The organism is Bacteroidota bacterium (assembly GCA_035506275.1).
Lineage (GTDB): Bacteria > Bacteroidota > Ignavibacteria > UBA10030 > UBA8401 > JAGVPT01.
The window spans coordinates 203,205-226,857 of record DATJPT010000006.1 but is presented as its reverse complement, the minus strand read 5'-3'; the positions used below and the strand labels follow the sequence as shown (position 1 = coordinate 226,857).

General features: G+C 54.6%; 19 protein-coding genes. All 19 read left to right on the top strand.

Annotated features, from left to right (window positions below):
- On the top strand, nucleotides 1-411 hold the full coding sequence (locus VMF88_04135; GenBank protein ID HTY10245.1) for a hypothetical protein: 411 nt from the start codon (nucleotides 1-3) through the stop codon (nucleotides 409-411).
- 310 nt (nucleotides 412-721) lie between these two features.
- Complete coding sequence (locus VMF88_04130) at nucleotides 722-946, top strand: hypothetical protein (GenBank protein HTY10244.1); 225 nt, start codon at nucleotides 722-724, stop codon at nucleotides 944-946.
- Between the two features lie 70 nt (nucleotides 947-1,016).
- Complete coding sequence (locus VMF88_04125) at nucleotides 1,017-1,595, top strand: RNA polymerase sigma factor (protein ID HTY10243.1); 579 nt, start codon at nucleotides 1,017-1,019, stop codon at nucleotides 1,593-1,595.
- Nucleotides 1,596-1,607: 12 nt separating this feature from the next.
- Entirely contained in the window at nucleotides 1,608-2,606 is a 999-nt protein-coding gene (locus VMF88_04120; GenBank protein HTY10242.1) for a HEAT repeat domain-containing protein, read from the top strand.
- Nucleotides 2,603-3,700 carry a DUF4097 family beta strand repeat-containing protein gene (locus VMF88_04115; GenBank protein ID HTY10241.1) on the top strand — a complete coding sequence of 366 codons (1,098 nt, stop codon included), beginning with the start codon at nucleotides 2,603-2,605 and terminating at the stop codon, nucleotides 3,698-3,700. The genes VMF88_04120 and VMF88_04115 overlap by 4 nt, the downstream gene beginning before the upstream one ends.
- A 318-nt stretch (nucleotides 3,701-4,018) precedes the next feature.
- Entirely contained in the window at nucleotides 4,019-6,613 is a 2,595-nt protein-coding gene (locus tag VMF88_04110; GenBank protein ID HTY10240.1) for a DUF5916 domain-containing protein, read from the top strand.
- Between the two features lie 219 nt (nucleotides 6,614-6,832).
- Nucleotides 6,833-7,489, top strand: coding sequence for a DUF6483 family protein (locus VMF88_04105; GenBank protein HTY10239.1), 657 nt, complete (start codon nucleotides 6,833-6,835; stop codon nucleotides 7,487-7,489).
- Between the two features lie 273 nt (nucleotides 7,490-7,762).
- Nucleotides 7,763-8,611, top strand: coding sequence for a dienelactone hydrolase family protein (locus VMF88_04100; protein HTY10238.1), 849 nt, complete (start codon nucleotides 7,763-7,765; stop codon nucleotides 8,609-8,611).
- 214 nt (nucleotides 8,612-8,825) lie between these two features.
- Nucleotides 8,826-10,511 (top strand): dihydroxy-acid dehydratase, encoded by a 1,686-nt coding sequence (gene ilvD, locus VMF88_04095; GenBank protein HTY10237.1) that lies wholly within the window; start codon nucleotides 8,826-8,828, stop codon nucleotides 10,509-10,511.
- Nucleotides 10,512-10,613: 102 nt separating this feature from the next.
- Complete coding sequence (locus VMF88_04090) at nucleotides 10,614-11,069, top strand: hypothetical protein (GenBank protein ID HTY10236.1); 456 nt, start codon at nucleotides 10,614-10,616, stop codon at nucleotides 11,067-11,069.
- Nucleotides 11,070-11,225: 156 nt separating this feature from the next.
- The gene (locus tag VMF88_04085; GenBank protein HTY10235.1) at nucleotides 11,226-11,585 is read left to right on the top strand and encodes a response regulator; all 360 of its coding nucleotides are present in this window, start codon (nucleotides 11,226-11,228) and stop codon (nucleotides 11,583-11,585) included.
- Nucleotides 11,586-11,683: 98 nt separating this feature from the next.
- Nucleotides 11,684-13,756, top strand: a complete 2,073-nt coding sequence (locus VMF88_04080) for a S9 family peptidase (GenBank protein HTY10234.1) — start codon at nucleotides 11,684-11,686, stop codon at nucleotides 13,754-13,756.
- A 7-nt stretch (nucleotides 13,757-13,763) separates the two neighbouring features.
- Entirely contained in the window at nucleotides 13,764-14,204 is a 441-nt protein-coding gene (locus VMF88_04075) for a DinB family protein (GenBank protein HTY10233.1), read from the top strand.
- Entirely contained in the window at nucleotides 14,201-14,845 is a 645-nt protein-coding gene (locus VMF88_04070) for a hypothetical protein (GenBank protein HTY10232.1), read from the top strand. The genes VMF88_04075 and VMF88_04070 overlap by 4 nt, the downstream gene beginning before the upstream one ends.
- A 58-nt stretch (nucleotides 14,846-14,903) precedes the next feature.
- Entirely contained in the window at nucleotides 14,904-15,371 is a 468-nt protein-coding gene (locus VMF88_04065) for a GNAT family N-acetyltransferase (protein ID HTY10231.1), read from the top strand.
- Nucleotide 15,372: 1 nt separating this feature from the next.
- Entirely contained in the window at nucleotides 15,373-15,654 is a 282-nt protein-coding gene (locus tag VMF88_04060; protein HTY10230.1) for an Lrp/AsnC ligand binding domain-containing protein, read from the top strand.
- 191 nt (nucleotides 15,655-15,845) lie between these two features.
- A complete protein-coding gene (locus tag VMF88_04055; GenBank protein HTY10229.1) occupies nucleotides 15,846-18,299 on the top strand; it encodes an ATP-binding protein in 2,454 nt (817 codons plus the stop codon).
- A 36-nt stretch (nucleotides 18,300-18,335) separates the two neighbouring features.
- Complete coding sequence (locus VMF88_04050; GenBank protein ID HTY10228.1) at nucleotides 18,336-19,016, top strand: response regulator transcription factor; 681 nt, start codon at nucleotides 18,336-18,338, stop codon at nucleotides 19,014-19,016.
- 231 nt (nucleotides 19,017-19,247) lie between these two features.
- The gene (locus tag VMF88_04045; GenBank protein ID HTY10227.1) at nucleotides 19,248-23,612 is read left to right on the top strand and encodes a carboxypeptidase regulatory-like domain-containing protein; all 4,365 of its coding nucleotides are present in this window, start codon (nucleotides 19,248-19,250) and stop codon (nucleotides 23,610-23,612) included.
- Nucleotides 23,613-23,653 lie beyond the last annotated feature (41 nt).

Here is a 23,653-nt window from a genome sequence, read left to right as displayed (position 1 = left end):
ATGAAAAAGCACACAATGATAGCAGCAGCGATATTGACGGCGGCAGCCTACACAGGAGCTATGGCACAAGCTCTTTCCACATCGGAACACAAAGTCAATAAAGCAATGGTGAATCTGGTCATCGCCTTGCGGTCCGAGAATCAGGGATTGACCGAATCGGCGATCAAGCAGATGGCTCAAATCGGCATCCTCTACCCCGGCTGCACGGTGGGAGAAGCACGGGAAGTGGTCGACAGCCTGATGGTTCATGCCGGGACCCCTTCGGTCCGTTACAAAGCATACCTCGCCTCGAATGTGTTCGACAACCCGGCATGGTTTGCCGGCAGCGTGAACGTGTACTCCGAAAAAGAGTTCTTCGAGTCGGTCGAGACACAGCTTCACCAAAGAATCTACAGCTCGCGGACGGACTAATAAACCCGACCTCCGTGTCCGTCCGGAAGCGGAGCGCCCCGATCTTTTGGGCGCTCCGCTTTTTTGTTTGTGGGGTCTTTTGAAGAGATGTCCGGCGTGAGGGGTGCAGGACACACTCGGCCCTTCGACTCCGCCGCGACGGCTCATCCTTTCCCCACAGGACTCCTTTTCGAGAAAGAGATCGTCGCGGCTTCGCTCAGGGTGAACCCCTTGGTTTCGCGCTGGTCAAGCCAAGAGAGCCATCACTGTTTTTTGTTGCACTCCACTCGAATTGTCTTTACATTTTTCCCCACACGGAAAGGAAACTGTCATGAATGCCCAGCACAAAAAGACACCACTGTTATTGCTCCCCTTTGCCCTCCTCTGGTCCCTCTTCAGTTTCGTGATGAGGCTGACCGGACGCATTATTGCCGCCGTTGCCGGGCTGGCATTCATGGTCATCGGGATTACGCTCTCCGTTACCATGGTTGCAGCCCCGATCGGCATCCCGCTGGCGATCTTCGGCTTTTTGCTCCTCCTTCGGAGCATTTTTTAGCGCCCGCGGCCTCTCTGCGCCCCCAACTATTTTTTCATCCCGCAGTCTAACTTCATAAGCACGATACCCTATGGCGCCAGACGATATCGAACTTATTCAAAAAGCACAGCGCGGCGATTTTTCCTCCTTCGAGCAGCTCGTGTTCCGGTACGACAAAGAGGTGCTGACCATTGCCGCCCGCTTTGTCCGGAACTCCGACGACGCGAAGGACATCTACCAGGAGGTCTTCCTTCGCGTCTACCAGGGGCTGCGCCGGTTCAAAATGCAGAGCGAGTTCGCGACGTGGCTCTACCGGATCACGACGAACGTCTGCCTGACGCACCGGTCGAGAAGGAAAAAGCAGGCGCATGTGTCCCTGGACGACGACCGCGAGGAGAATGAAGGAGAGCCGCACCCGGCGAATATAGCAGTGTCCGGCGATCCGCTCCCGGACCAGCGCGTCATAGACGGTGAAATATCCGGGCACGTGCAGGATGCGATGGATGCTCTTTCGCCGCAGCAAAAAATGGTCTTTACGCTGAAGCATTATCAGGGGTTGAAGTTGAGGGAGATTGCCGTGGTGATGCAGTGCACTGAAGGGACGGTGAAAAAACATCTCTTCACGGCAACCCAGCGGATGAGAGAGAGGCTGAAAGATGTTTTTGAATGAAGGGACAACACGATGCGACATGCACAGTTTAAGGAATGGCTTCACCTGTCGGTGATCGATGAGCTGGACGGCGACGCGAAGGAGCTGCTCCAGGAACACCTGAGCGGATGCGCGGAGTGCAGGGCTGAATTGAAAGAGCTCGGGAAATTTCGATCGGTCATTGCCGGAAATCCGCCGGTGGAAGTGTCGGGCCGGCTCCTCCAGGAAGCGCGCCGGCAATTACACTCGTCCCTGCTCGAATACCGGCTGAAGAGATCTGTGTGGGATGGGATCGTCGAGGCGGTCAGGGATCTTTTAGTTCGGGAATATAAAACTGCCTTTGGGGGAATCACCATGGCTGCGCTCGGCATTCTCATCGGCTATGCGGTCTTTTCCCGGCCGCAAATGGAAATGAAGGCGATTCCCCTCGAAACGCCGGCCGTCGAACAGGCGGTGCTGTCCGGCAATGCCGCGGAGTCATTCACCCAGGGAAATACCAGAACGTCCGACCTTCACCTGATCGACGCCGGAGGAAAAGACGGCTCTGTCGAATTCACCTTCGATGCCGTGACGCCGGTGCACGTCCGCGGAAACATCAATGACGAAAAGGTGCAGAAAGTCCTCGCCCGCGCGCTCGTGAACGAAGAAAATCCGGGTGTGCGGCTTCAGACGGTCAATGCAATTTCATCGCAAAGCTCCGGGCAAAAGAACCTTGACCCGGAGGTGAAAGCCGCGCTTCTCTCGGCGCTCAAAGGGGATGCGAACCCCGGAGTCCGGCAAGAGGCGCTGCGCGTGCTGCTAAGGCAACCGCTCGACGACGACATCAAACAGGCATTGGTCTATACTCTAACGCACGACAAGAACTCCGGGATGCGCATCGCGGCGATCAACGGCCTCGCGGCGGCAAGCGTGGACGGGCATCGCTTTGATCCGGACATTCTCGGCATCATCAAGAAGAAAATGGCATCAGACAACAATAACTACGTTCGCCGTCAAGCGCGAACCGTCATGGAGGAGGTTGAACACCGATGAAAACACTATTCACCATAGCGCTGAGCGCGCTCATTCTCGCCTCGGCGAATTCATACGCCGCGGTCCGCGGCGGCGAAGAAAGTAAGGAAGCAAAGACGTTCACCGTCACAAAAGGGGGGCAGCTCGAGGTCAACATCAGCGGCGGCGACATCCAGCTGAACACCTGGGACAAGGATGAGGTCAACGTTGTCGTCGACGGCATCGACGAAGAGGACATGGATTATGTGAAGATGACGCAGTCCGGGAACACCGTGCGCATTGATTACCGCCCGCGGTGGAATTGGTCCGGCGACGTGCTGTTCAAGATCAGCCTCCCCGCCCAGTTCGACGCCGACGTCCGCACGTCGGGAGGGAATATCGATGTCCGCGGATCGATGAAGGGAAAGTTGACCGGCTCGACGTCCGGCGGGGACATCCGGACGGCCGATATTGAGGGAACGACGGACCTGAAAACCTCCGGCGGCGATATCTGGCTCGGCACCGTCAGCGGCGAGGCCGATGTCAAAACGTCCGGCGGAGAGATCAGGGTCGAGAAAGTGGGAAAATCGCTGAAGGCTTCGACGGCCGGAGGAGATGTTGAAGTAGGCGATGTCGGCGGCGACGCCATTCTCTCTACGTCGGGGGGAGAAGTGAAGGTAGGGAAAGTTTCCGGAAACGCTTCGCTCCGGACGGCCGGCGGCGATATCGACCTGAGCAGCGCCAGCGGCACGGTCGAAGCGAAAACAGCCGGCGGCAATGTCCGGCTCCAGAATATCACCGGTTCGATCGACGCGAAGACCGCCGGCGGCGACGTCGAGGCAGAATTGATTCCAAGCGGAAAAGGTCCAAGCGAACTCCGCTCATCCGGCGGGAACGTGGTCCTCTCGGTTCCTTCGACGGCGAAAGCGACGATCGATGCAACGATCAGGCTTCGCGGCGGATGGATGCGCCATGAAGATGAATACGACATCCATTCCGATTTCAAGGAGGAGTTGAAGACCACCGATAAACATGAACAGGAGATTCATGCCGTCTATCAGTTGAACGGCGGCGGCGATCGGATCACGCTCGAAACAACCAACGGGAATATCGAGATCAGAAGGCTCGGGAAATAAAAGACCGGGGGGTAGTTCACGCGGGATAACCCAGAAGAACGAAGGCCGTCATCAGGACGATGACGGCCTTTTGTTTAAAACCCCTCCTTATAAAGTTTCAATTTGTTTTTCTCCCCATCTTTTTTCCGCGATGCCAAGTCTAACTTTTTGAAACAATTTTCTTCGCACGCCGTTTATTTTCTCAAGGGTACTTCTCTTTCCGCATCGCAAGATGCGGAGCATACGCGGTCAAACCCCAAAAGGCTCCTCATGAAACCACTCCTCTGCCTTTTATTCTGTTGCGTTATCGTGAAAGCGAATTCAGCGGATACAACGACAGTGCATAAAATTCAGGTCCATGCCGTGCGGCTTCAGGAGCCGATCGTCATCGACGGGATCCTTTCGGAATCGGTCTGGCATAACGACTTTGCCTTCACCGATTTCAAACAGAGCGATCCTGACCAGGGAGCTCCCGGAACGCAGCGGACGGAGGTGCGCGTTGCGTACGACGATGCCGCGATCTACATCGGGGCGCGAATGTACGACGCCTCGCCCGATTCTATCATGCCGATCCTCAGCCGCCGGGATCAATACCCGGTTGCCGATTGGGTCGGCGTTTTCATCGACGGTTATCATGACCAGCGGACGGGCAATCTCTTTGCGTTGAGCGCTGGCGGTTCTGTCATCGACGGAGTCATGTACAACGATGACTGGAATGACCTATCCTGGGACGGCGTATGGGAAGGGAAAACGCACATCGATGATCAAGGGTGGACCGCTGAGATCCGCATCCCGTTCTCGCAGCTTCGATTCAAGGATGAGAAAAATCTCATTTGGGGGATCAATTTTCAGCGAGACATAGGCCGCAGGCATGAGACTGATTGCCTGGTTTACACGCCGAGGAGCCAGAGCGGCTATGTATCGCGGTTCGCCGATCTGGTTGGATTAGAGGACATCAACCCGCCCGGACGCGTTGAACTGCTGCCGTATATCACCGGCAAAGGGGATTACACACATTTTCCCACTGGCGATCCGTTCAACGACGGCTCGCGGTACTCGCAAAATGTGGGAGCGGACGTCAAGGTCGGGCTTGGAAACAATTTAACATTGAATGCCACGGTGAACCCCGATTTCGGCCAGGTCGAAGTCGACCCCGCCGTCGTGAACTTGAGCGATGTTGAGACGTACTTTGACGAGAAGAGGCCGTTCTTCCTCGAAGGTGCGACGGTATTTAATTTTGGGCAGGGGGGGTCGAGGAATTATTGGAGCTTCAACTGGCCGTCCCCCACCATTTTTTACAGCCGGAGAATCGGCAGATCTCCGCAAGGAAGCCTCCCCGATAATGCCGACTTCACCGATGTCCCCGAAGGAACACATATCATCGGAGCGGCGAAGATCACGGGCAAGGTCATCGATGGATGGAACATCGGCGGCATCCAGGCGGTCACATCGCGCGAGATGGCCGACGTCGATACCGGGGGACACAATTTCCGCTGGGAAGTCGAGCCCGCTGCATACTACGGCATTTTGCGGGCGCAGAAAGATTTCAACGACGGGCACCAGGGACTCGGGTTCATTTCGACGATCGCGGCAAGGGATTTTTCGCAGACGAGCGTCCGCGACGACGTGAACAGCAACAGCGAAGTATTCGGTGTTGATGGGTGGACTTTTCTGGATGCTGACAAAGTATGGGTCGTGAGCGGATGGACCGGCGTGTCCCGTGTTGCCGGCGACCGGGAGCGCATGATCACTCTCCAGAGCAATTCACAGCATTACTTCCAGCGCCCCGACGCTCCGTACCTCGGGGTCGACAGCTCGCTCAATTCGATGAACGGATACGGACTCCGGTTATCGCTGAACAAGAACAAAGGGAATTTCTTTTCCAATTCGGCGATCGGCATCCTCAGCCCGAGTTTCGACGTCGACGATCTTGGATTCCAGTCCCGTTCCGATATCATCAACATGCACGCCGGCGGAGGATATTCATGGAGCGATCCGGGCAAAGTGTTCCGGTATGCGGAGATCGGCGGAGCGGTGTTTCAAAATTTCGATTACGGCGGGGCCGTCACATGGCGCGGAGCGTTCGAGTACGGCAATCTCCAGTTCCTTAATTATTACAGTTTTAACTGGAACCTCGCCTACAATCCGCAGACGTTCAACAATTTCAGGACTCGAGGCGGTCCCTTGACGCTCAATCCCCCCGGATACCAGGTTTCCGTCGATGCCAGTTCGGACAGCAGAAAGACCTTTCAGGCGGAGGTCAGCGCGTATACCTACCAATCCGGATGGCAGAGAGACGTGCAGGAATATGCGAGCCTAACGTGGAGGCCGGCGGCCAACATCTCGGTCAGCGTCGCTCCGACGCTCGACCGCGATCTTGAAGCGGCGCAGTGGGTGACGTCGGTGACCGACCCGACGGCAGCGGCGACGTACGGCGGGCGGTATGTCTTTGCGAACCTCGACCAGAAGACATTGTCGGCAAACATCAGGGTCGATTGGACGTTCACGCCGACGCTGAGCCTGCAGCTCTTCCTGCAGCCTCTCATTTCGTCGGGCAATTACACAAACTTCAAGGAACTGGCCCGTCCGCGTTCGTTTGATTTCGCGGTGTACGGAACCGGCTCATCGACACTCGCGGAAACCAAAGCCGCGGACGGGTCAGTTTCTTACACCGTTGACCCGGACGGCCCGGGCCCGGCCGCGCCGATCAGCTTTGCCAACCCCGACTTCAATACAAAATCCCTCCGGGGGAACGCGGTCCTGCGGTGGGAATTTGTCCCCGGTTCGGTCGTCTATTTTGTCTGGACGCAAAGCCGGTTCAACCAGACGAACTACGACGGAGATTTCCAGTTTGGAAATTCCGTCAACCGGCTTTTCGACACGGTGGCCGATAATATTTTTCTTGTGAAATTCTCTTACTGGTTCAGCGTGTGATGCGCTGCGAGGGGACGGTTTCTGATGATGAAGCCATTCCCCTCGCAGCTCCCGGAGGTGCTGAAATAGAGAATGCGTTCGTAGGTCAGACATTCTTGTCTGACTGCTCGCCGGTCAGGCAAAAATTCTTGTGCGACGAACACAAGATCCCCCCTCGTTGCTTCCGTTTCCAATTCTTTCTAACTTTCCTGCACTTCTTTCCAACGATAGGTCAACGGTATGATCGAGCGCGACTACATCATGAGGATGATCCAAATGCTCGTGCAGGCGCTGATCGATATAGTTTTCTACAGGGGGAAAAAAGATTTTCCGCGCGCACTTCAGGAGATCCGGACCGCGTCAAAAACACTCCTCAGCATCGACCTTGACATTTTCCGGAATCTTTCCGATGGACAGATCATCGAAATGCTGACAATGGTCAGGGAATTCGGCGGTCTGAAATGTTATCTGGCAGGAAGGCTTTTAAAGGAAGAGGCAGAGATCCTTGACCTCCAGGGGAAAAAAGAGGAGAGCAATGAAGCCGGAATAAAATCGTTGAGCCTTCTCACCGAATCGGTTATGATCGACGGAGTTCCTCTCGACGCAGACCATCAAGCAGCCGTAAACAGTGTGACGGAGCGGTTGAAATTTATCGACCTGCCTGTTCATATCAACAGGAAACTTTTTCATTACTACGAACTCGTGCATGAATACGGCAAGGCGGAGGATGCACTGTTCACTATTATAGAGAAGGAACCTGAATTCATCGAAGAAGGGCTCTCCTTTTACCAAAGACTGTCAAACAAAGCAGATGCCGACCTGTCCGCAGGAAATCTTCCGCGTGAAGAAGTCGAACGGGGAATGACTGAATTGCGTGACCGGAAAAAGCTCGTCTGACCGCCGCCGGTCGCTCCAGGTAGTGTTACAGTTTGCCTCTCGCTCCCAAACTCAGTTTGCGAGCGGCTTCGGTAACGTATTTTTCGGGAAGATATTCACTCCGTTCCCAATCGGAGATCGGGAACGAGAGTACCCTTACCCAAACGCTTCAAATGTGGAACTGCAACAGCACTTCGCTCCACGTGAACTTGACAACCTCCGCCGTTTTCGTTTATATTGATTTGCCTTGATTACGATCTTCGACAGCAAATAAATCAATTGAAGGATGCAGCTATGCGGAAAATAGATGCTTTGCCCCTCTTCCTTTTCGTTCTGGTTTTTTCCTCGGTCCTCTTCGGGCAGGAAAAATCCCCGCAGACCGATACCTCGGTGCCGCCGGGGGAGGAAAATGCCCGTGCGGCACTGGACAAGTCGCCAAGGCACGGCGAATGGATCGACATTTATTATGATGGAAAGACCTCCATTCGGACGTGGGTTTCTTACCCCGAGCGGAAAGACAACGCCCCCGTCGTGCTGATCATTCATGAGATCTTCGGGCTTACCGATTGGATCCGCGCTGTTGCCGACCAGTTTGCAAAAGAAGGTTACATTGCGGTCGCCCCCGACCTCATTTCGGGGTTCGGACCGAACGGCAAAGGAAGCGCTTCGGTCTCGAGCCGCGATTCGGTGGTGATGCTGATCCGTGATCTTTCGACCGAGGAGGCGTTTAAGCGGTTGGATTACGTGCGCGCGTTTGCTGTACGGCTCCCTTCTGCAAAACGTGAATGTTCCACCGTCGGGTTCTGCTGGGGGGGCGGGCAAAGCTTTGCCTACGCCTGCAACAGGCCGGATCTGAAAGCTGCGATCGTCTTTTACGGAACTTCCCCCGATTCGGCGCAGCTGAGGAACCTTAAGGTCCCCGTCCTCGGCTTGTACGGCGGAGATGACGCCAGAGTCGGAGCAACCGTCGGCCCCGCCGCCGCAGAGCTGAAGCAGCTGGGGAGAACATTCGAGCACGAAATGTATGACGGGGCGGGACACGGGTTCTTGAGAGCCCAGGGAGAACGCGACGGCGCGAACCTTCGCGCTGCGGAAAAAGCATGGCCGCGGGTGATCGAATTCCTGAAAAAATATTTCCAATGATCGACGGCTTCAGCTGATCGACGGCTTCAGCCGTGGGTTTGCGAACTGGATTTCGGGAAACCGGTTCAATCCATGAAAGAAGAACGTTTGACGGCCCGGATGAATCCGCGGAATCAAATTGCTGAGTTCCACTTGATGCTGAAGCATACTTTCGATATTTTGTATCCGCATCGCCGCGGTATTTTGAAGAACATCTGACAGGAGTTGACCAAGGATGGGAAACGGACTCAATAAGTACAGTTCTCAGTTGACGCAGAAGCGTTCGCAGGCCGGTTCGCAAGCCATGTTGTACGGCATCGGTTTGACGGACGATGACATGAAAAAAGCGCAGGTCGGCATCGCGAGCATGGGCTGGGAAGGGAATAACTGCAACATGCATTTGAACGACCTCGCTAAAATTGTGAAGCAGGGAGTGCAGGAGGCCGGCCTCGTCGGGCTGATCTTTCATACCATCGGCGTCAGCGACGGCATGGCCATGGGGACGGAAGGAATGAAGTCATCGCTCCCGTCCCGCGAGATCATTGCCGATTCCATCGAAGCGGTGATGCGCGCGCAATGGTACGACGCCAATATTTCTCTCCCGGGATGCGACAAGAATCTCCCCGGCTCCGTGATCGCGATGGGGCGGCTGAACCGTCCGAGCATCATGATCTACGGCGGAACGATCCGCGCAGGACATCACAACGGCAAAACGCTCGACATCGTCTCCGCGTTCGAATGCTACGGACAATTCATCGCGGGGAAGGCGAGCGAAAAGGAATTGAACGACGTGCTGCATCATGCGTGTCCCGGCCAGGGGGCGTGCGGCGGAATGTATACCGCGAACACGATGGCCTCTGCCATTGAGTCGCTGGGAATGACACTCCCCTACAGCTCTTCGACTCCCGCCTCGAGCGAAGAGAAAATTCTTGAGTGCCGAAAAGCCGGCAAAGCGATCCTGAATTTGCTGGAACACGACATCAAGCCGCGGGATATCATCACGAGAAAGGCGTTTCTCAACGCGATCACCGTCGTCATAGCGCTCGGGGGCTCGACGAACGCCGTGATGCATCTCATCGCGATAGCAAAATCCGTCGGAGTGAAATTGACGATCGATGATTTTCAGACGATCAGCGACCGTACGCCGTATCTCGCGGACCTGAAGCCGAGCGGCAAATACGTGATGGAAGATGTCCATACGATCGGCGGGGTCCCTGCGCTTCAAAAAATGCTGCTGAAAGAGAAGCTTCTCGACGGGAATTGCCTTACGGTGACCGGCAAAACGCTGGCAGAAAATTTGGAAGATCTCCCCGGCCTGAAGGATGGACAAAAAGTTATTTTTCCTCTTTCCAATCCGATCAAGAAAACGGGACACATTCAGATTCTCTACGGCAACCTTGCGAAAGAGGGAGCGGTCGCTAAAATTACCGGCAAGGAGGGGTTGCGGTTTTCCGGTCCTGCCAGAGTGTTCAATTCGGAAGAGGAGACCCTTGCCGCGCTGGAAAAAAACAAGATCAAGCCGGGGGACGTTGTAGTCATCCGGTATGAAGGGCCGAAAGGGGGGCCGGGGATGAGAGAGATGCTGACCGTAACCTCGGCGATCATGGGGGCCGGGCTCGGCAAAAGCGTTGCGCTGATCACCGACGGACGTTTCTCCGGCGGCACCCACGGCTTCGTGGTCGGACACATTACCCCGGAGGCACAGGTCGGCGGAGTTCTCGCGATCGTCAAGAACGGGGACGGCATCACGATCGACGGAGAGAAGAACACGATCACGGTCGACCTGCCGAAGAAGACGATCGCACAGCGACTTAAGAAATGGAAAGCCCCTCCGCTGCGTGCAAAGAGCGGCATGCTCTACAAATACAGCAAATTGGTTTCGTCTGCATCGGAAGGCTGCGTTACGGATGCTTTCAATTAAACGTTCGATTCATCGAGCCGCAAAGACGCGACGACACGAAACGGCCATGATGGTTTGTGCCTCCCCGCCTTTGTGGTACACTCAGTTGTTTTAGAGACTGTTATGACACTCCATCAACTTCTTCACGATCAATCAACCGAAATCCTATCGGACGCCGAGGCCGCGATCGCGCGGGCTCACCTCTCCCATTATGAAAAATCCGGTGCAGCGCACATCCACCAGAGGTTGAAAGCACTGCACACGCTCACGGCTCGCGCCGTGAAAGAGAGAAATTTAGGCCCCATGATCGCTCACGCCGAAACGATAGCCCGCGAACGCTTCGAAGCAGGGTTCGACCTCTCGGAGGTTCAAACGGCGTTCAACGTCCTTGAAGAGACGATCTGGGTGCGCATCTTGAAGAACCTTCCCCCCGGCGACCTTGGCGAGGGGCTCGGCCTCATCAGCACCGTCCTCGGCGCGGGCAAGGATGCGCTCGCACGGACGTATGTCTCGCTCGCAAGCAAGACGAAAACCCCTTCCCTCAATCTGCAGTCGTTGTTCTCCGGGACGCAGGGGTAACGGCGATCCGGACGATCGCGCTTTTGAGATTTATCTTCAAGGGCCTCTCCTTCGTGGTTTTTCGATGAACGAAAGGCAGATTTTTAGACATGTCATGTTGTTGATTTTCTCGGCCGCTTTTGTTACTTTCGACAATCAAATTAAAGGAGTTAGTGAATGAAAACCGTTCTCATCGTGGACGATGAACCCGCGTTTCGCAAAGCACTGGCCGCTTCGCTGAAGGTAAGGGGATACAATACCCTCGAAGCAGAAGACGGTATGGTGGGACTCGACTTTGCGGCGAAATACCGTCCGGACGTCATCCTCAGCGACGTCAACATGGATAACATGAACGGTTTCATGATGGTTGAAAGTTTGATGCAGGAACCGATGACGGCCCGCATCCCGGTCATTATGATGACCGCACAGGCCCAGGGCGCCGGCGCATGGCAGTCCGAAGCCAATATCACCTATCTCGACAAAGGATTTTCGACCCAGCAGCTGGTCGCGGCGATCGAAGCAGTGCTGAAGAAATGATCGCGCGATAACACCCCGTTCGAAAACGCTGTTCTCCATTCACCCGGTCGATCACAGTCTCGCAGAGAACCCTACTCACCAATCGAGGATTTCATCCGATGAAAAAAATATTGTTCGTGTTCTTGTCCGTCGCCCTGCTCGCCTCGGCCTTCGGCCAGAAGAAACCGTTCGCGATCGAGGACTTGTATAAATTGAAAGGGGTCGCCGACCCTCAGACCTCTCCGGACGGAAAAAGCATCGCCTTCAGCGTGACCGAATACAATCTACCCGAAGGAAAAGGAAAGACGAATATCTATCTCATGGAGGCGGGCGGCGAAAATCAGCGGAAGCTGACCGATAACGCCGTGTCGAGTTTTCACCCGCGCTGGTCCCCAGACGGAAAATCGATTCTTTTTCTTTCAGCCCGGCACGAAGGAATGCAAGCGTGGCTGCTTCCCCTGGAGGGAGGAGAAGCGATGCAGCTGACGCATTTTGCTCCGGGAGTTGGCGACGCGGAGTGGACCTCCGACGGCAGGCACATCATCTTTACGAGCGATGTTTTTCCGGAATGCGGCGCCGACGGCGACTGCAACAAGAAGATCGACGAGAGCATGAGCGACGGCCCGATCCAGGCGCACATGGCCGACCATCTGCTGTACCGCCATTGGACGACGTGGAAGGACGGGAGACGTTCGCACGTTTTTGCGTATGATCTCGACGCTAAAAAATACGTCGACCTTTCTCCGGGAGACTACGACGCGCCGGCCTTCTCGCTTGGTGGAGGCGGTGTCGCGGTTTCCCCCGACGGAAAAGAGGTCTGTTTCGCGTCGAACCATGACCCGAATGAAGAGGAGACGACAAACTCCGATTTGTTCATCGTTCCGACTACCGGGGGCGAACCGAAAAACATCACCGCTGAGAACAAGTCGTTCGACGGTGACCCGAGTTATTCACCGGACGGAAAATACATCGCCTACCGGATGCAGAAGATCCCGGGGTACGAATCGGACCTTTTCCGCATCGCGCTCTACGACAGGAAGACCGGCGAGAGAACGGTGCTGACCGAAAAGTTCGACAACTGGGTCAATTCGATAACATGGGCGCCCGATTCGAAGAGCATCTATTTTACTGCCGATGTGCAAGGGCACACTCCGCTCTATAAAGTCGAGCTGGGCTCGAAGGAAATATCCCAGGTCCTCGACGTTAAATCCATCGACGCCATCGACGTTGCCCCCGACGGAAAAACGCTCGCCGTGGTACGTCGCGCCGTCGGCGAGCCGGTCGACATGTGGCGTGCGACGACGCAGGGGAAAAATCTTCATCGGATCACGTTCTTCAATAAAACGATCGAAGATTCGGTCGATATTCGTCCGGCCGAAGAAATGTGGATCGCATCGCCGACGGGAAAAAAGATCCATACGTTCATCGTGAAGCCGCATAATTTTGACCCGGCGAAAAAATATCCGCTCATCCTCAACGTGCATGGCGGGCCGCAGTCGCAGTGGGCCGACGCTTTCCGCGGGGATTGGCAGGTGTATCCCGGATGTGGTTACATCGTCGCTTTTCCCAATCCGCATGGCTCGACCGGCTACGGACAGGAATTCACCGCCGAGATCTCCAAGGACTGGGGCGGAGCTGTGTACCAGGATGTCATGGCGGTAGCCGACTCGCTGGAAAAAGTTTCGTACGTGGATAAAGACCGCATGGGAGCGATGGGATGGTCGTACGGAGGGTATTTTATGATGTGGCTTGAAGGTCATACGACGCGCTTTAAGGCGATCGCCTGCATGATGGGGGTTTACGACCTGCCGGCGATGCATGGCTCGACGGAAGAGCTCTGGTTCCCTCAATGGGACCTTGGTGGTACACCGTGGAATTCGGACCTGTACACGAAGTGGTCCCCGAACCAGTTCGTCAAAAATTTTAAGACCCCCTGTCTCGTCATCACGGGCGAGAAGGATTACCGGGTTCCGTACACTCAAAGTCTTGAGTTTTTCACCGACCTCCAGAAAATGGATGTGCCCTCACGGCTGATCGTTTTCCCCAACGACGGCCACTGGCCGAACGGTGTGAAGTCGATGCCGCTCTATTATAACGCGCACCTTGATTGGTTCCATAAATATCTCGGCGGAGACCCCGCACCGTACGATATGGTAAAAATGGTTCGCAACCAGGCGTTCGATACAAAGTGAGGAGAGAATGAAAGAGACCCTCGAAGAATTCGGATCGGTCATACAGCAGTTTTCGGCGAAGCTCATGAAAATTTCCGAAACGGAGAGCGCTCAGCGTCGCGGGGCGGAAAAATGGTCGACGAAGGAGATCCTGGGACATCTCATCGATTCCGCCTCCAATAATCACCAGCGGTTTGTGAGGGGACAGCAGACGGCTGAACTGAGGACTCCGGGATATGAGCAGCAATTCTGGGTCTCGTCCCAGCGGTATCAATCGGAGCCGTGGGAGAATCTTGTCCAATTGTGGAAGAGCTACAACCTGCATCTTCTTCACGTCGTCTCAGCTGTTCCTGCGAGCGCGCTGAGCCATCAGTGCATCATCGGCGAGGACAAGCCTGAGACGCTGGAATTTGTCATCAAGGATTACGTGAGGCATCTGAAGCACCACCTCGAACAGGTTTTCCAATGAGGAAAAAGATCGAGCAGGCTCAGGAGCGTTCCGAGTGGACGAAGACCGAATTGAAGATCCTTTCGGCTCTGACGTCTCCCGTCAAGATCCAAGGCATTCTCGACACGCTCGAGTACAGCTCCGAATCGCGGTACCGCTCGCCGCGAACAGTGCTCAGGGACCGGAAGGCGCATTGTTACGACGGAGCGGTTTTTGCGGCGATGGCATTGCGGAGGCTCGGCTTCCCGCCGCTCCTTGTCGACATGGACGCGGTCCGCGATGACGACCATGTGATCGCTCTTTTTAAGAAGAACGGGCGCTTCGGCGCGATCGCGAAATCGAATTTTACCGGACTCCGGTACCGCGAGCCGGTCTATGCGTCGCTGCGGGAACTTGTGATGTCGTACTTCGAATCGTTCTACAATGTCGCGTACGAAAAAACGCTTCGCCAGTATACGCGCCCGCTGGATCTGTCCGCCTATGACGACTTACATTGGCCGACTTCGGACGCAGCTCTTGACGTCATCGGAGATAAGTTAGGCGCTATTCGCATTTACAAAATTATCACTCCCGCGATGGCCAGGTCGTTTGCGCCGGTCGACAAACGAACCTACGACGCGGGAATGCTGGGAGTGAACAGAGCGGGGCTGTACAGACCGTGAAGAACGATTAAGAATTATGAATTAGGAATTAAGAATTGGGACGCTTCTTTTTCGATCTATGGAGTTAGAAGAACATCGCGGTCAGTTTACGGTGTCGTGCGATCCAGACAAGCTGGATATTGCGGCGGTCCATGACTTTCTCACGCATTCCTACTGGTCCGAAGGGATTCCGCGGGATCTTGTAGAACGGGCCGTCGAGCATTCGCTCTGTTTCGGCCTGTTCGACGGTGCAACGCAGATCGGTTTTGCGCGGGTCATTTCAGACCGGGCAACCTATGCGTATCTGTGCGATGTCTATGTGCTCGAGCAATACCGCGGAAAGGGGTTGGGGACCTGGCTCATGTCGTGCGTGATAAAACATCCTGACCTGCAGGGACTTCGCCGTTTCGCGCTGCTGACCCGTGATGCTCACGGGCTGTATCAGAAGTTCGGGTTCGCTCCGGCAAAGAACCCTTCGCGGCACCTGGATCGGTACATGGAAATACATGTCGACGATATCTATAAAAAACTTTTGAAGGAGGCATAACATGGTGAGTGCAATCGTGCTGTTGACTGTCGCACGGGACAAGATCACTCCCGTAGCCGAGCAGCTCGCCGACATCGACGGCATCACGGAGGTTCATTCCGTTGCTGGCCGTTACGACCTGGCTGTGATCATCCGGGTGAAAGACAACGACCGTCTTGCCGAGCTGGTGACCGAGCACATCAGGAAGATCGCCGGGATAGAAAAATCCGAAACCCTCATCGCCTTCCGCGTTTACTCGAAACACGACCTCGAGGGAATGTTCTCGATCGGGATGGAAAAGTAGCCCCGCTGATTTTTTCATCTCCCTGTTCCTCCAATCGGGTTCCGGTTGGTGGTGAGCTTTTTCTCTCCTGATGCCCGGGAAATCCTTTGGATCAAAGGTTCGTTGAGCCAGACGGCGACATCCTGCTTGACTCTTAAGATTATCCTCGGTACTATTGCACCAGCTTTCCCACCACCGCATTGCGGGGCACCATGAAGAAGTTCACCTTCCGCATCTGGTTGTATTTTGCGATAGATTGTTCGATCCTTGCCGTTTCCCTTCTCCATATCCCTTCTCTCCTCCAGCGGGCGACAACCCCTTTTGGCGTGGTTGACGGGGGCGACCGGCTTACCGTCGGGCAAATTTCCGATGCGGCACTCAGCGGTGCATTGTGCGAAGGGGACAAGCTGGTTCGTTTTCGGGACCATTTTGTGCGGACGCCGGAAGAAATGGAATTTCTTGGGGATCTCGCGTCGATCGGAGAAAAAGCTCCCGTTGAGTATCAGCGCAGAGGCGAGACCGGAAGTTGTTTTGTCACGCTCGTACCGTACTACCCTAGTCTGCGATTCATCGTCATATCGCTCTTTGCGGGGATAGCCATTTGGGGGATCGGCATTTATATTTTATGGAACGGCTGGCATGAGCTTGTGGGGAGGGTCCTCCATTGGGTGATGGTCTTCTTCGCTGCCGACGTTATGCTGACATGGGGGGCGGTCCTCCCGAATACGGTTGAGACCGTCTACCGACCGGTCATCTTCCTATTCTCGTACGAGGTCGGGGTTCCAGTCTTTTTCTTTTTTACGGCCCTGTATCCGCGGCGGAAACACACCTCGGTCCTCCTGATTGCGGCGGCGACGTTCGTCCCGGCGGCGCTCCTCTGCACGGCGTCATCGTACTTCTATCTGAAGGCTCTGAGCCTTAGCTCGATCGAACATTTTGATTCGTTTCAGTCGGTCTACAATATTTTCCACGTGGCGATGATACTGTACATCGGCGGCGGGATTGTCAATATCGTCCACGCCTACACCACGTCCGAAACGTCCGAAGATCGATTGCGTCTGAAGTGGATCTTATGGGGACTGATCGTCGCTGCCGTACCGTTCCTAGCCCTTTACATCCTGCCTCAGATATTTTTTTCCCGGTACCTCATTGACGAAGAATTCACGACGATCTTCTTTCTCGTAGTTCCGTTTACCTTTGCCGTGTCGTTCATGAAGTACCGGTCGTTCGACATCGACGTTGTGATCAACCGCAGCGTCGTCTACTCGGTGCTGACGGTCTTCGTTGCCGCCTCTTATGTCCTGACCGTTCTGATCCTCGTTTCGCTGATCGGCGGCAAGGAGGTGTTTGAACATTACTTGTTCGTGGTCGGAGTTTCGCTGCTTGTGGCATGGCTCATGAACCCGCTGCGAAAGAAAGTTCAGCAATTCATCGATGAATCTCTCTTCGCTGCCCGCACTAATTTTCGTGCCGCGGTCATGGAAATGAGCGAAGGACTCCATGCCGTGATCAGTACCGAAGAATTGTTCAGGAAGCTCGCCTCGTCGGTGTGGAAGATCATTCCGGCAGAATCCGTCGCCGTCTACGGGATGGACAATGGCCAGCTTCTGCTGAAGGCTCGATCGGGAATGACGGCGCGGGAAATAATGCCTCTGCCGGACGGCTTCTCCGCTTCACTGCGAACGTCGCGCACGATGGCAAAACCCGGCGCACTCTCCTTTTCGGGCGCAGGAATAAACCTGTCCGAGTCGCAGTGTCTGGCCGAAATGGGCTATGCGGTATGCGTGCCGATCAGAACTGAAGGCGGCGAGGTCTACGGGGCCGTCGGGGTGCGTCCCCGCTCGCCGAACGACAAGTTCGATGAGAACGAGATCGGCTTTGTCGCGACACTGTGCGCTCAAACCGCCGACACGCTGGATCGCATGCTGTTGCAGGAGCGGCTGGTTCTGGAGCGTGAGGCGAAAAAGAGGAGTGAGGAACTCAACGCGCTGAAATCCGAGTTCGTCTCTTACGTGTCGCACGAGTTCCGTACGCCGCTCACGTCGATCAACATGCTCGTCGGCCTTCTCCGGCGGCGGGGATTGCGAAGGGCGAAGGCAGCGAGGTACCTCGACGTCATTCATGGCGAGGCCGAGAGGCTCGGGAGGATGGTGACCAATCTTCTCGACTCGGCCCGCATTGAAAATGGCATCAAAGAATATACGTTTTGCGGGATCGACCTATGCGCCGTCGTGAAGAAGAATGTCGATGCCATGAAGTATCAATTCAAAGCAAATAAATTCAGCGTGAGTGTTCACGTGCCGAACAAGAAGCTCACCATCCGCGCCGACGCCGACGCGGTTGGGGAAGCGATCGTCAATTTGCTCACTAACGCTGTCAAATACTCGTCGGGGAAGAGAACGATCCTTGTCGAAGTGAGAAAACAAAAAGGACGTGCGTTATGCAGGATCACAGACCGGGGGGACGGGATCTCCAAAGAGGCGCTGCCAAGAGTGTTTGAAAAATTCTATCGCGACCCGGCGCACAGCGGGCCTGTCCAGGGGATTGGGCTCGGCCTGTCGCTCGTAAAACACATCATGGATGTCCACCGCGGAGAGGTGAGCGTTCAGAGTGAACTGGGAAAAGGATCCGTTTTTACGCTCTCGTTTCCGTTGGATCATTCCTGATCGGTGCGACAAATAACGATCACACGGGGAAATGGTATGAAAACAATCCTGATCATAGAAGATGATACGGCTCTTCAACAGGTCTTGAGCGATGCGTTGACAGAGGAGCGGTTCTCGGTTCTCTCTGCAACGGACGGAGAAAAGGGTTTTCGTATGGCGGAAAGTGAGAGCATATCGCTCATCGTGTTAGACCTGATTTTACCCGGCAAAAACGGGAAAGACATTTGCCGCGATCTTCGGAGTAAAGGGGTCCAAACGCCCATCCTGATGCTCACGAATAAGAAGCGGGAGACGGATAAAGTGCTGGGACTCGAAATCGGCGCCGATGATTACATGACAAAACCGTTCAGCCTCAGAGAATTCATCGCGCGTATCAAAGCCCTGCTGCGCCGCCAATCCGGGATCCAGTCTGCCGTACGGGAGGTCCGATTCGGCGACGTGCACGCTGATTTTGAAAGACAAGAAGCCACGAAAGGGGAGAAGAAGCTGAAACTGAGCGCAAAGGAATTTCAGTTGTTGAAGTTTTTCGTCGAACGTGAGGGAAAGGTCATTTCACGCAGCATGCTGCTCGATGAGGTCTGGGGATACGATGCAATGCCGACGACCCGCACTGTCGATAATTATATTCTCTCCTTACGGAAGAAGATAGAACCATCCCCCTCCAGACCAATCCATCTCCTCACCGTTCATACGGCGGGCTACAAGTTCGTGAAGTAGCCTGAGCATCACCGGTGCATCCTTTCTGCCGTGCCCTTTCAGCGGCGGGAAGGCGTGAGAATGTTCGCACGAACCTCCCATCCGCTATGACATTTCTTTTACAAATCCTTGACAGATTCGAGACAAAAAGGAGCGAAACGGCCATTACATTGATCTCCAGATAATCCTAAGCCATGTGTTGTCGGGGAAATTTGAGGGGCTCGCATCATTCCTCATTCCGGGAGGACCATCATGAAAACACGTGCTTTGATTCTTTCATTGTCGGCTGCATTCATTTTCTTATTCGTCGCCGCCGGGAACAGCCGGATTGGCTCGAAAGCAGACAACAGCAAAAATACCGTTATGACCACGAACGGTAGAACCGTTTCCCGTACGTCAACCCGCGACAGCAGTTTGAGGGCACTCAGGGAGGCGAGCCAAAAATTCGATCGTCAGGTTCAAACCCTGAGGAAAATCCACCGCGGACGTGTTTTAGCGAAGAAAATCCATGAAGCTTCCGTGAGGGCCCGGCAAAAAGCTAAAGCTCGAAAAGCTGCTGCCGTTCAAACAAGCAAGCGCGTGACTATTTTCGGGAGGCCGACAAAATTCTTCACAGCACCGAAGGTTCACAATCCAGCCAAGGCAGGTTCAGGAATGCGCGTGCTGACCTCCAGCCTCTTCCTCAACGGTGTAGCAAATGACACCATCAATGTCGGCGACCCGATAACGCTGACGTTTTGTTTTTCGCCGAACGCCATTTCGGCATCGATGAGCATTTATCTGGATGCCGACGGCGACGGAATGCTCAGCGCCCAGGATGTTCTTATCCAGGAACGTATGCTTCTCATGGATAACGATGACAACGACTATGACCCGTCGCAAGGGAATTATAGAACGACGATTCAGACCGGTGAATTTCCGGCTATCGGAAATTTCATCGTTGTAGTGAATGATTATCAATCCGTCGCGACGGCAACGTTGACCGTCAAACCGGCGACGGGCTCGTCTGTTCTCCTCGGGACAGTGGTTCCAGCAACACCAAATGTTGCGATCATCGCGTATGATGCTGATGAACAAGTTGCGTTCACCGATTCAAGCGGAAAATTCGCCCTCTACTTTTCCGGTCTGGAAAGCACCGGCATAGATTTATTCGCGGATGCCTTCACGGGAAATTTAAGCGAATATCTTCCGCCTCATGATAGGGTAATTAACCTCTGGGGCGATACGACGGTCGTCAATCTTGTCTATACGGTTGCGCCGGCACTTATCGAGGGATACGTAAGGGATCAAACGGGTGCGGCAGTATCGAGGGCGTCAATCGTCGCCGAGATGAATAACACACCGAGTTCCCCCCCCACGATCGCGTATTCAGATTCGAACGGATACTACAAAATCGGCGCGAGCAAAGGGACATGGACTCTCTACGTCGAAGTTCAATGGTCGAACGATTATTTTGGGGAGAATTCATGCACCGTTCCGGTTCAGGCGAGCGGCGCCATCAACAAGGATATTTCGATCATCAAGGCGACCGGCGCGATTTCGGGAAACATCACCCTCGGTCAGTCCGGCATAGGGGGTGTTCCGATCAGTGCCCAAAGCGATACGCTCCCAAATTCGAGCGTTTCTTCTTCGAACGGGAGCTACAGTATTCCAGTCGACACAGCTTCGTCGCAGCTCTACATCGTCACTCCGTCTCTCCCGCCAGGATACCTACTCACGACCACCCCTCCGATTGTCAAGGCCGGAGCCGTCAATGTCAATTTAGTCGTAAAAAAAGTCCTGGGTGGGATTCGCGGCTTTGTCACTGATTCGAAGACGAAGGCCCCTGTTTCGGGCGCATCGATCTCGGTGTATGGATCGTCAGCATACGTTACCGCGGTGTCCAACGACAGCGGGTATTATCAAATGAGCCTCTCCGACGGTTCTTACTCGGTTGATGTTTCTTCAAGCTATTATTACGGGGCATCAGCTTCCGCGTCGATCTTCGGCGGCATTCAGCGAATAGATTTTCCGATGGTCCGTGGCGGGAGTTTTTCTGGAACGATCACCGATAATGGAGGAAGACCGATCCTGGATGCAGACGTGATCGCCTTTGACAGCGCAGGGCTTGAGGTCTCGACAGGGTGGTCCGGGGGATCTGGAAAATTTACTATCGGACCATTGAACACCGGGAAGTATTTTGCCTATACTCAGGCCGAAGGGTACGTTCGTCAGTGGTACCATCAGGCATCTACTCTTGCAACAGCGACCCCCATCCAGACCGTGCAAGGGTATAACACGCCGAACATTGATTTTGCTCTCTCCCTCGGAGGAAGTATTTCAGGAAGTGTTGTCGATAGGCAGGGGAAGGTGATACCGAACGTCCAGGTCGTGGTCTACGACAGTTTGTCCGTCTGGCAATCGTTTGCGTTTTCTGATGACTCGGGCTATTACAAGGCCACCGGGTTGATGACCGGGCACTACTTCGTCTCCGCCGTCGCATCATCATATCTCGATCAGTGGTATAACGGCGCTAGCAGCTTCGCCGATGCCACGCCGGTGAGCGTCACGACCGACCAAAATACCGGTAACATCAATTTCATCCTTGTTCGCGGAGGAGTGATTACCGGAACGACGCAAAGCCGGAAGAATGAATTGCTTTCAGGCACTGAGGTTTTTGCAACGAACCAGCTCGGTTCGTTCATCGCTTATGCGGTCACCGACGATACCGGGCACTATGAGGTAGGAGGCCTTCCCCCCGCAACGGACATTTATCTCGAGGCGGAAAAAGACGGCTACGCAGACTGGTGGTATAATAACGTCTCGACAAGGGATTCTGCCACGGCGATCGATCTGGGAATAGAGGAGACTCGGAATAACATCGACTTCAAGATGCCGCTCGGGTCAACGGTGATGGGGAAGGTACTAGATTCGTACGGAAGGGCGATTTCGGGGGCATATGTCGGCATCCAGAACGGTTCGTGTTACAAAATGGGCACATCCAACCTGACGGGGAATTACACGGTTCCAGGTCTTTCGCCCGGAATATACCTAGCAAGTGCATATGCGCCTGGTTTCACCACACAATGGTACAACCACAAGAACTCGTGGCAGAGCCCGGACAGCATACATGTTTCTGCGGAGTCCGTGGTGCGAAACATTAACTTCAATCTGAGTGAGGGGGCGGGGATCTCTGGAACGGCCATTGATGATTCAACGATTGCAAGGATAGCAGGAATAAAAATTGTCGCTGCGAGCGTTGATGGCGGTATCCAGGAATTCACGGAAACGGACGACGAAGGCTTTTACTTTCTTGCACTCCCGTCCGGAACCTATGTCCTCCGGGCATCCGACCCTGAACATCGCTACGCCGGGCAATTTTATTCACGTACCGGGGGAGTTCCGCTGCAGCAGTGTTCGGAACAAATAATTGTGAATGACAATGCGCAGAATCCCGCTGCCAATTTTAGCCTCCGTCGGAGATGCCCGTACGCCTCGCTCGTGACATCGAACCTCGGAATGACGATCACAAATACCGGACAGTTCGGGTACAATACGGTCGATACAACCCAGCCGAGCGGACGGTGGCCGAATCTTTCCAGTCCTAATTATTTATTCGAAGGGGATCTTTGGGTGGGGGGCTTGATCGATAATGATACCGTCGTCTCGGGGGGAGCCTACGAAGGTCCTGATTTCACCACATGGACCCCGCTCTCGAATTTTTCCCACTTGACAAGATCTTCAGTCTGCGGTCTCAGGACGTATTTCACGGACATGGACAATGAACGGCTTGACGACATCTCGCATCTTGTCGTCCGTTCGGACAATTATGGGCCGAAAATGTCCGACTTCACGATCCACAAATTCACGATTTATTATGAGCCCGGTTTCGGACCGTATTCTCAGCAGAACATAAACGATGCCTATATCGGATTGGCATTCGATTTCGATGTCTCCCAATACGGCGCACACGATAAGGTCGGGATTGACAAGAACAACTTCCTTATTTACATGTACGATTCGACGGCCCCGGAGGGAGTGACAATGGGGGTGCGCTTGCTTGATCGCAGGCCTGCCCGCATGACATGGTGGGTGAACCCGGATGATCCGATAACAGACGATGGACGGTACACAGCGATGAAGAAGGATACCTGTACATCTGTGTGTGATCTGGCAGGCGACTACCGCGTGCTGACGAGCGCCGGACCGTTTACTCTCAAGCCCGGTGATTCAGTGACTGTTGCAATCGCCGTTGTTGCCGGAAACGGGGCATCGGCAGTGACCGCCGCCGCGATAAGTGCGCAAACGCTGTACGACTCGGAAAACAAATTCAACGACCCTACCGGCGTGCAGTCAACCAGTCAGCTCGTCCCGCAGGAGTTCAAGCTCGAGCAGAATTACCCGAATCCCTTCAATCCGAGCACATCTATCCAGTTCGAGATCCCTGGAAGCGCACACATCACGCTGAAAGTCTATAACGTCCTCGGCCAGGAGGTTGCATCGCTCGTCGATGATACGCGCCCCGCAGGAAAGTATACCGTCCAGTGGAACGCGAGCTCTGTCGCCAGCGGCGTCTATTTCTATACCCTTCGGACCGGCTCGTTTGTCCAGACGCGCAAGATGCTTTTACTGAAATAATGAAAAAGGCAAGGCGCATCAGGAAGGATGCAGCGATTAAA

What these genes read in the sequence shown, in the direction of transcription:
- VMF88_04135 (HTY10245.1), top strand. Translation starts at nt 1, where the DNA reads ATGAAAAAGCACACAATGATAGCAGCAGCGATATTGACGGCGGCAGCC.
- VMF88_04130 (HTY10244.1), top strand. Translation starts at nt 722, where the DNA reads ATGAATGCCCAGCACAAAAAGACACCACTGTTATTGCTCCCCTTTGCC.
- VMF88_04125 (HTY10243.1), top strand. Translation starts at nt 1,017, where the DNA reads ATGGCGCCAGACGATATCGAACTTATTCAAAAAGCACAGCGCGGCGAT.
- VMF88_04120 (HTY10242.1), top strand. Translation starts at nt 1,608, where the DNA reads ATGCGACATGCACAGTTTAAGGAATGGCTTCACCTGTCGGTGATCGAT.
- VMF88_04115 (HTY10241.1), top strand. Translation starts at nt 2,603, where the DNA reads ATGAAAACACTATTCACCATAGCGCTGAGCGCGCTCATTCTCGCCTCG.
- VMF88_04105 (HTY10239.1), top strand. Translation starts at nt 6,833, where the DNA reads ATGATCGAGCGCGACTACATCATGAGGATGATCCAAATGCTCGTGCAG.
- VMF88_04100 (HTY10238.1), top strand. Translation starts at nt 7,763, where the DNA reads ATGCGGAAAATAGATGCTTTGCCCCTCTTCCTTTTCGTTCTGGTTTTT.
- ilvD (HTY10237.1), top strand. Translation starts at nt 8,826, where the DNA reads ATGGGAAACGGACTCAATAAGTACAGTTCTCAGTTGACGCAGAAGCGT.
- VMF88_04090 (HTY10236.1), top strand. Translation starts at nt 10,614, where the DNA reads ATGACACTCCATCAACTTCTTCACGATCAATCAACCGAAATCCTATCG.
- VMF88_04085 (HTY10235.1), top strand. Translation starts at nt 11,226, where the DNA reads ATGAAAACCGTTCTCATCGTGGACGATGAACCCGCGTTTCGCAAAGCA.
- VMF88_04080 (HTY10234.1), top strand. Translation starts at nt 11,684, where the DNA reads ATGAAAAAAATATTGTTCGTGTTCTTGTCCGTCGCCCTGCTCGCCTCG.
- VMF88_04075 (HTY10233.1), top strand. Translation starts at nt 13,764, where the DNA reads ATGAAAGAGACCCTCGAAGAATTCGGATCGGTCATACAGCAGTTTTCG.
- VMF88_04070 (HTY10232.1), top strand. Translation starts at nt 14,201, where the DNA reads ATGAGGAAAAAGATCGAGCAGGCTCAGGAGCGTTCCGAGTGGACGAAG.
- VMF88_04065 (HTY10231.1), top strand. Translation starts at nt 14,904, where the DNA reads ATGGAGTTAGAAGAACATCGCGGTCAGTTTACGGTGTCGTGCGATCCA.
- VMF88_04060 (HTY10230.1), top strand. Translation starts at nt 15,373, where the DNA reads ATGGTGAGTGCAATCGTGCTGTTGACTGTCGCACGGGACAAGATCACT.
- VMF88_04055 (HTY10229.1), top strand. Translation starts at nt 15,846, where the DNA reads ATGAAGAAGTTCACCTTCCGCATCTGGTTGTATTTTGCGATAGATTGT.
- VMF88_04050 (HTY10228.1), top strand. Translation starts at nt 18,336, where the DNA reads ATGAAAACAATCCTGATCATAGAAGATGATACGGCTCTTCAACAGGTC.
- VMF88_04045 (HTY10227.1), top strand. Translation starts at nt 19,248, where the DNA reads ATGAAAACACGTGCTTTGATTCTTTCATTGTCGGCTGCATTCATTTTC.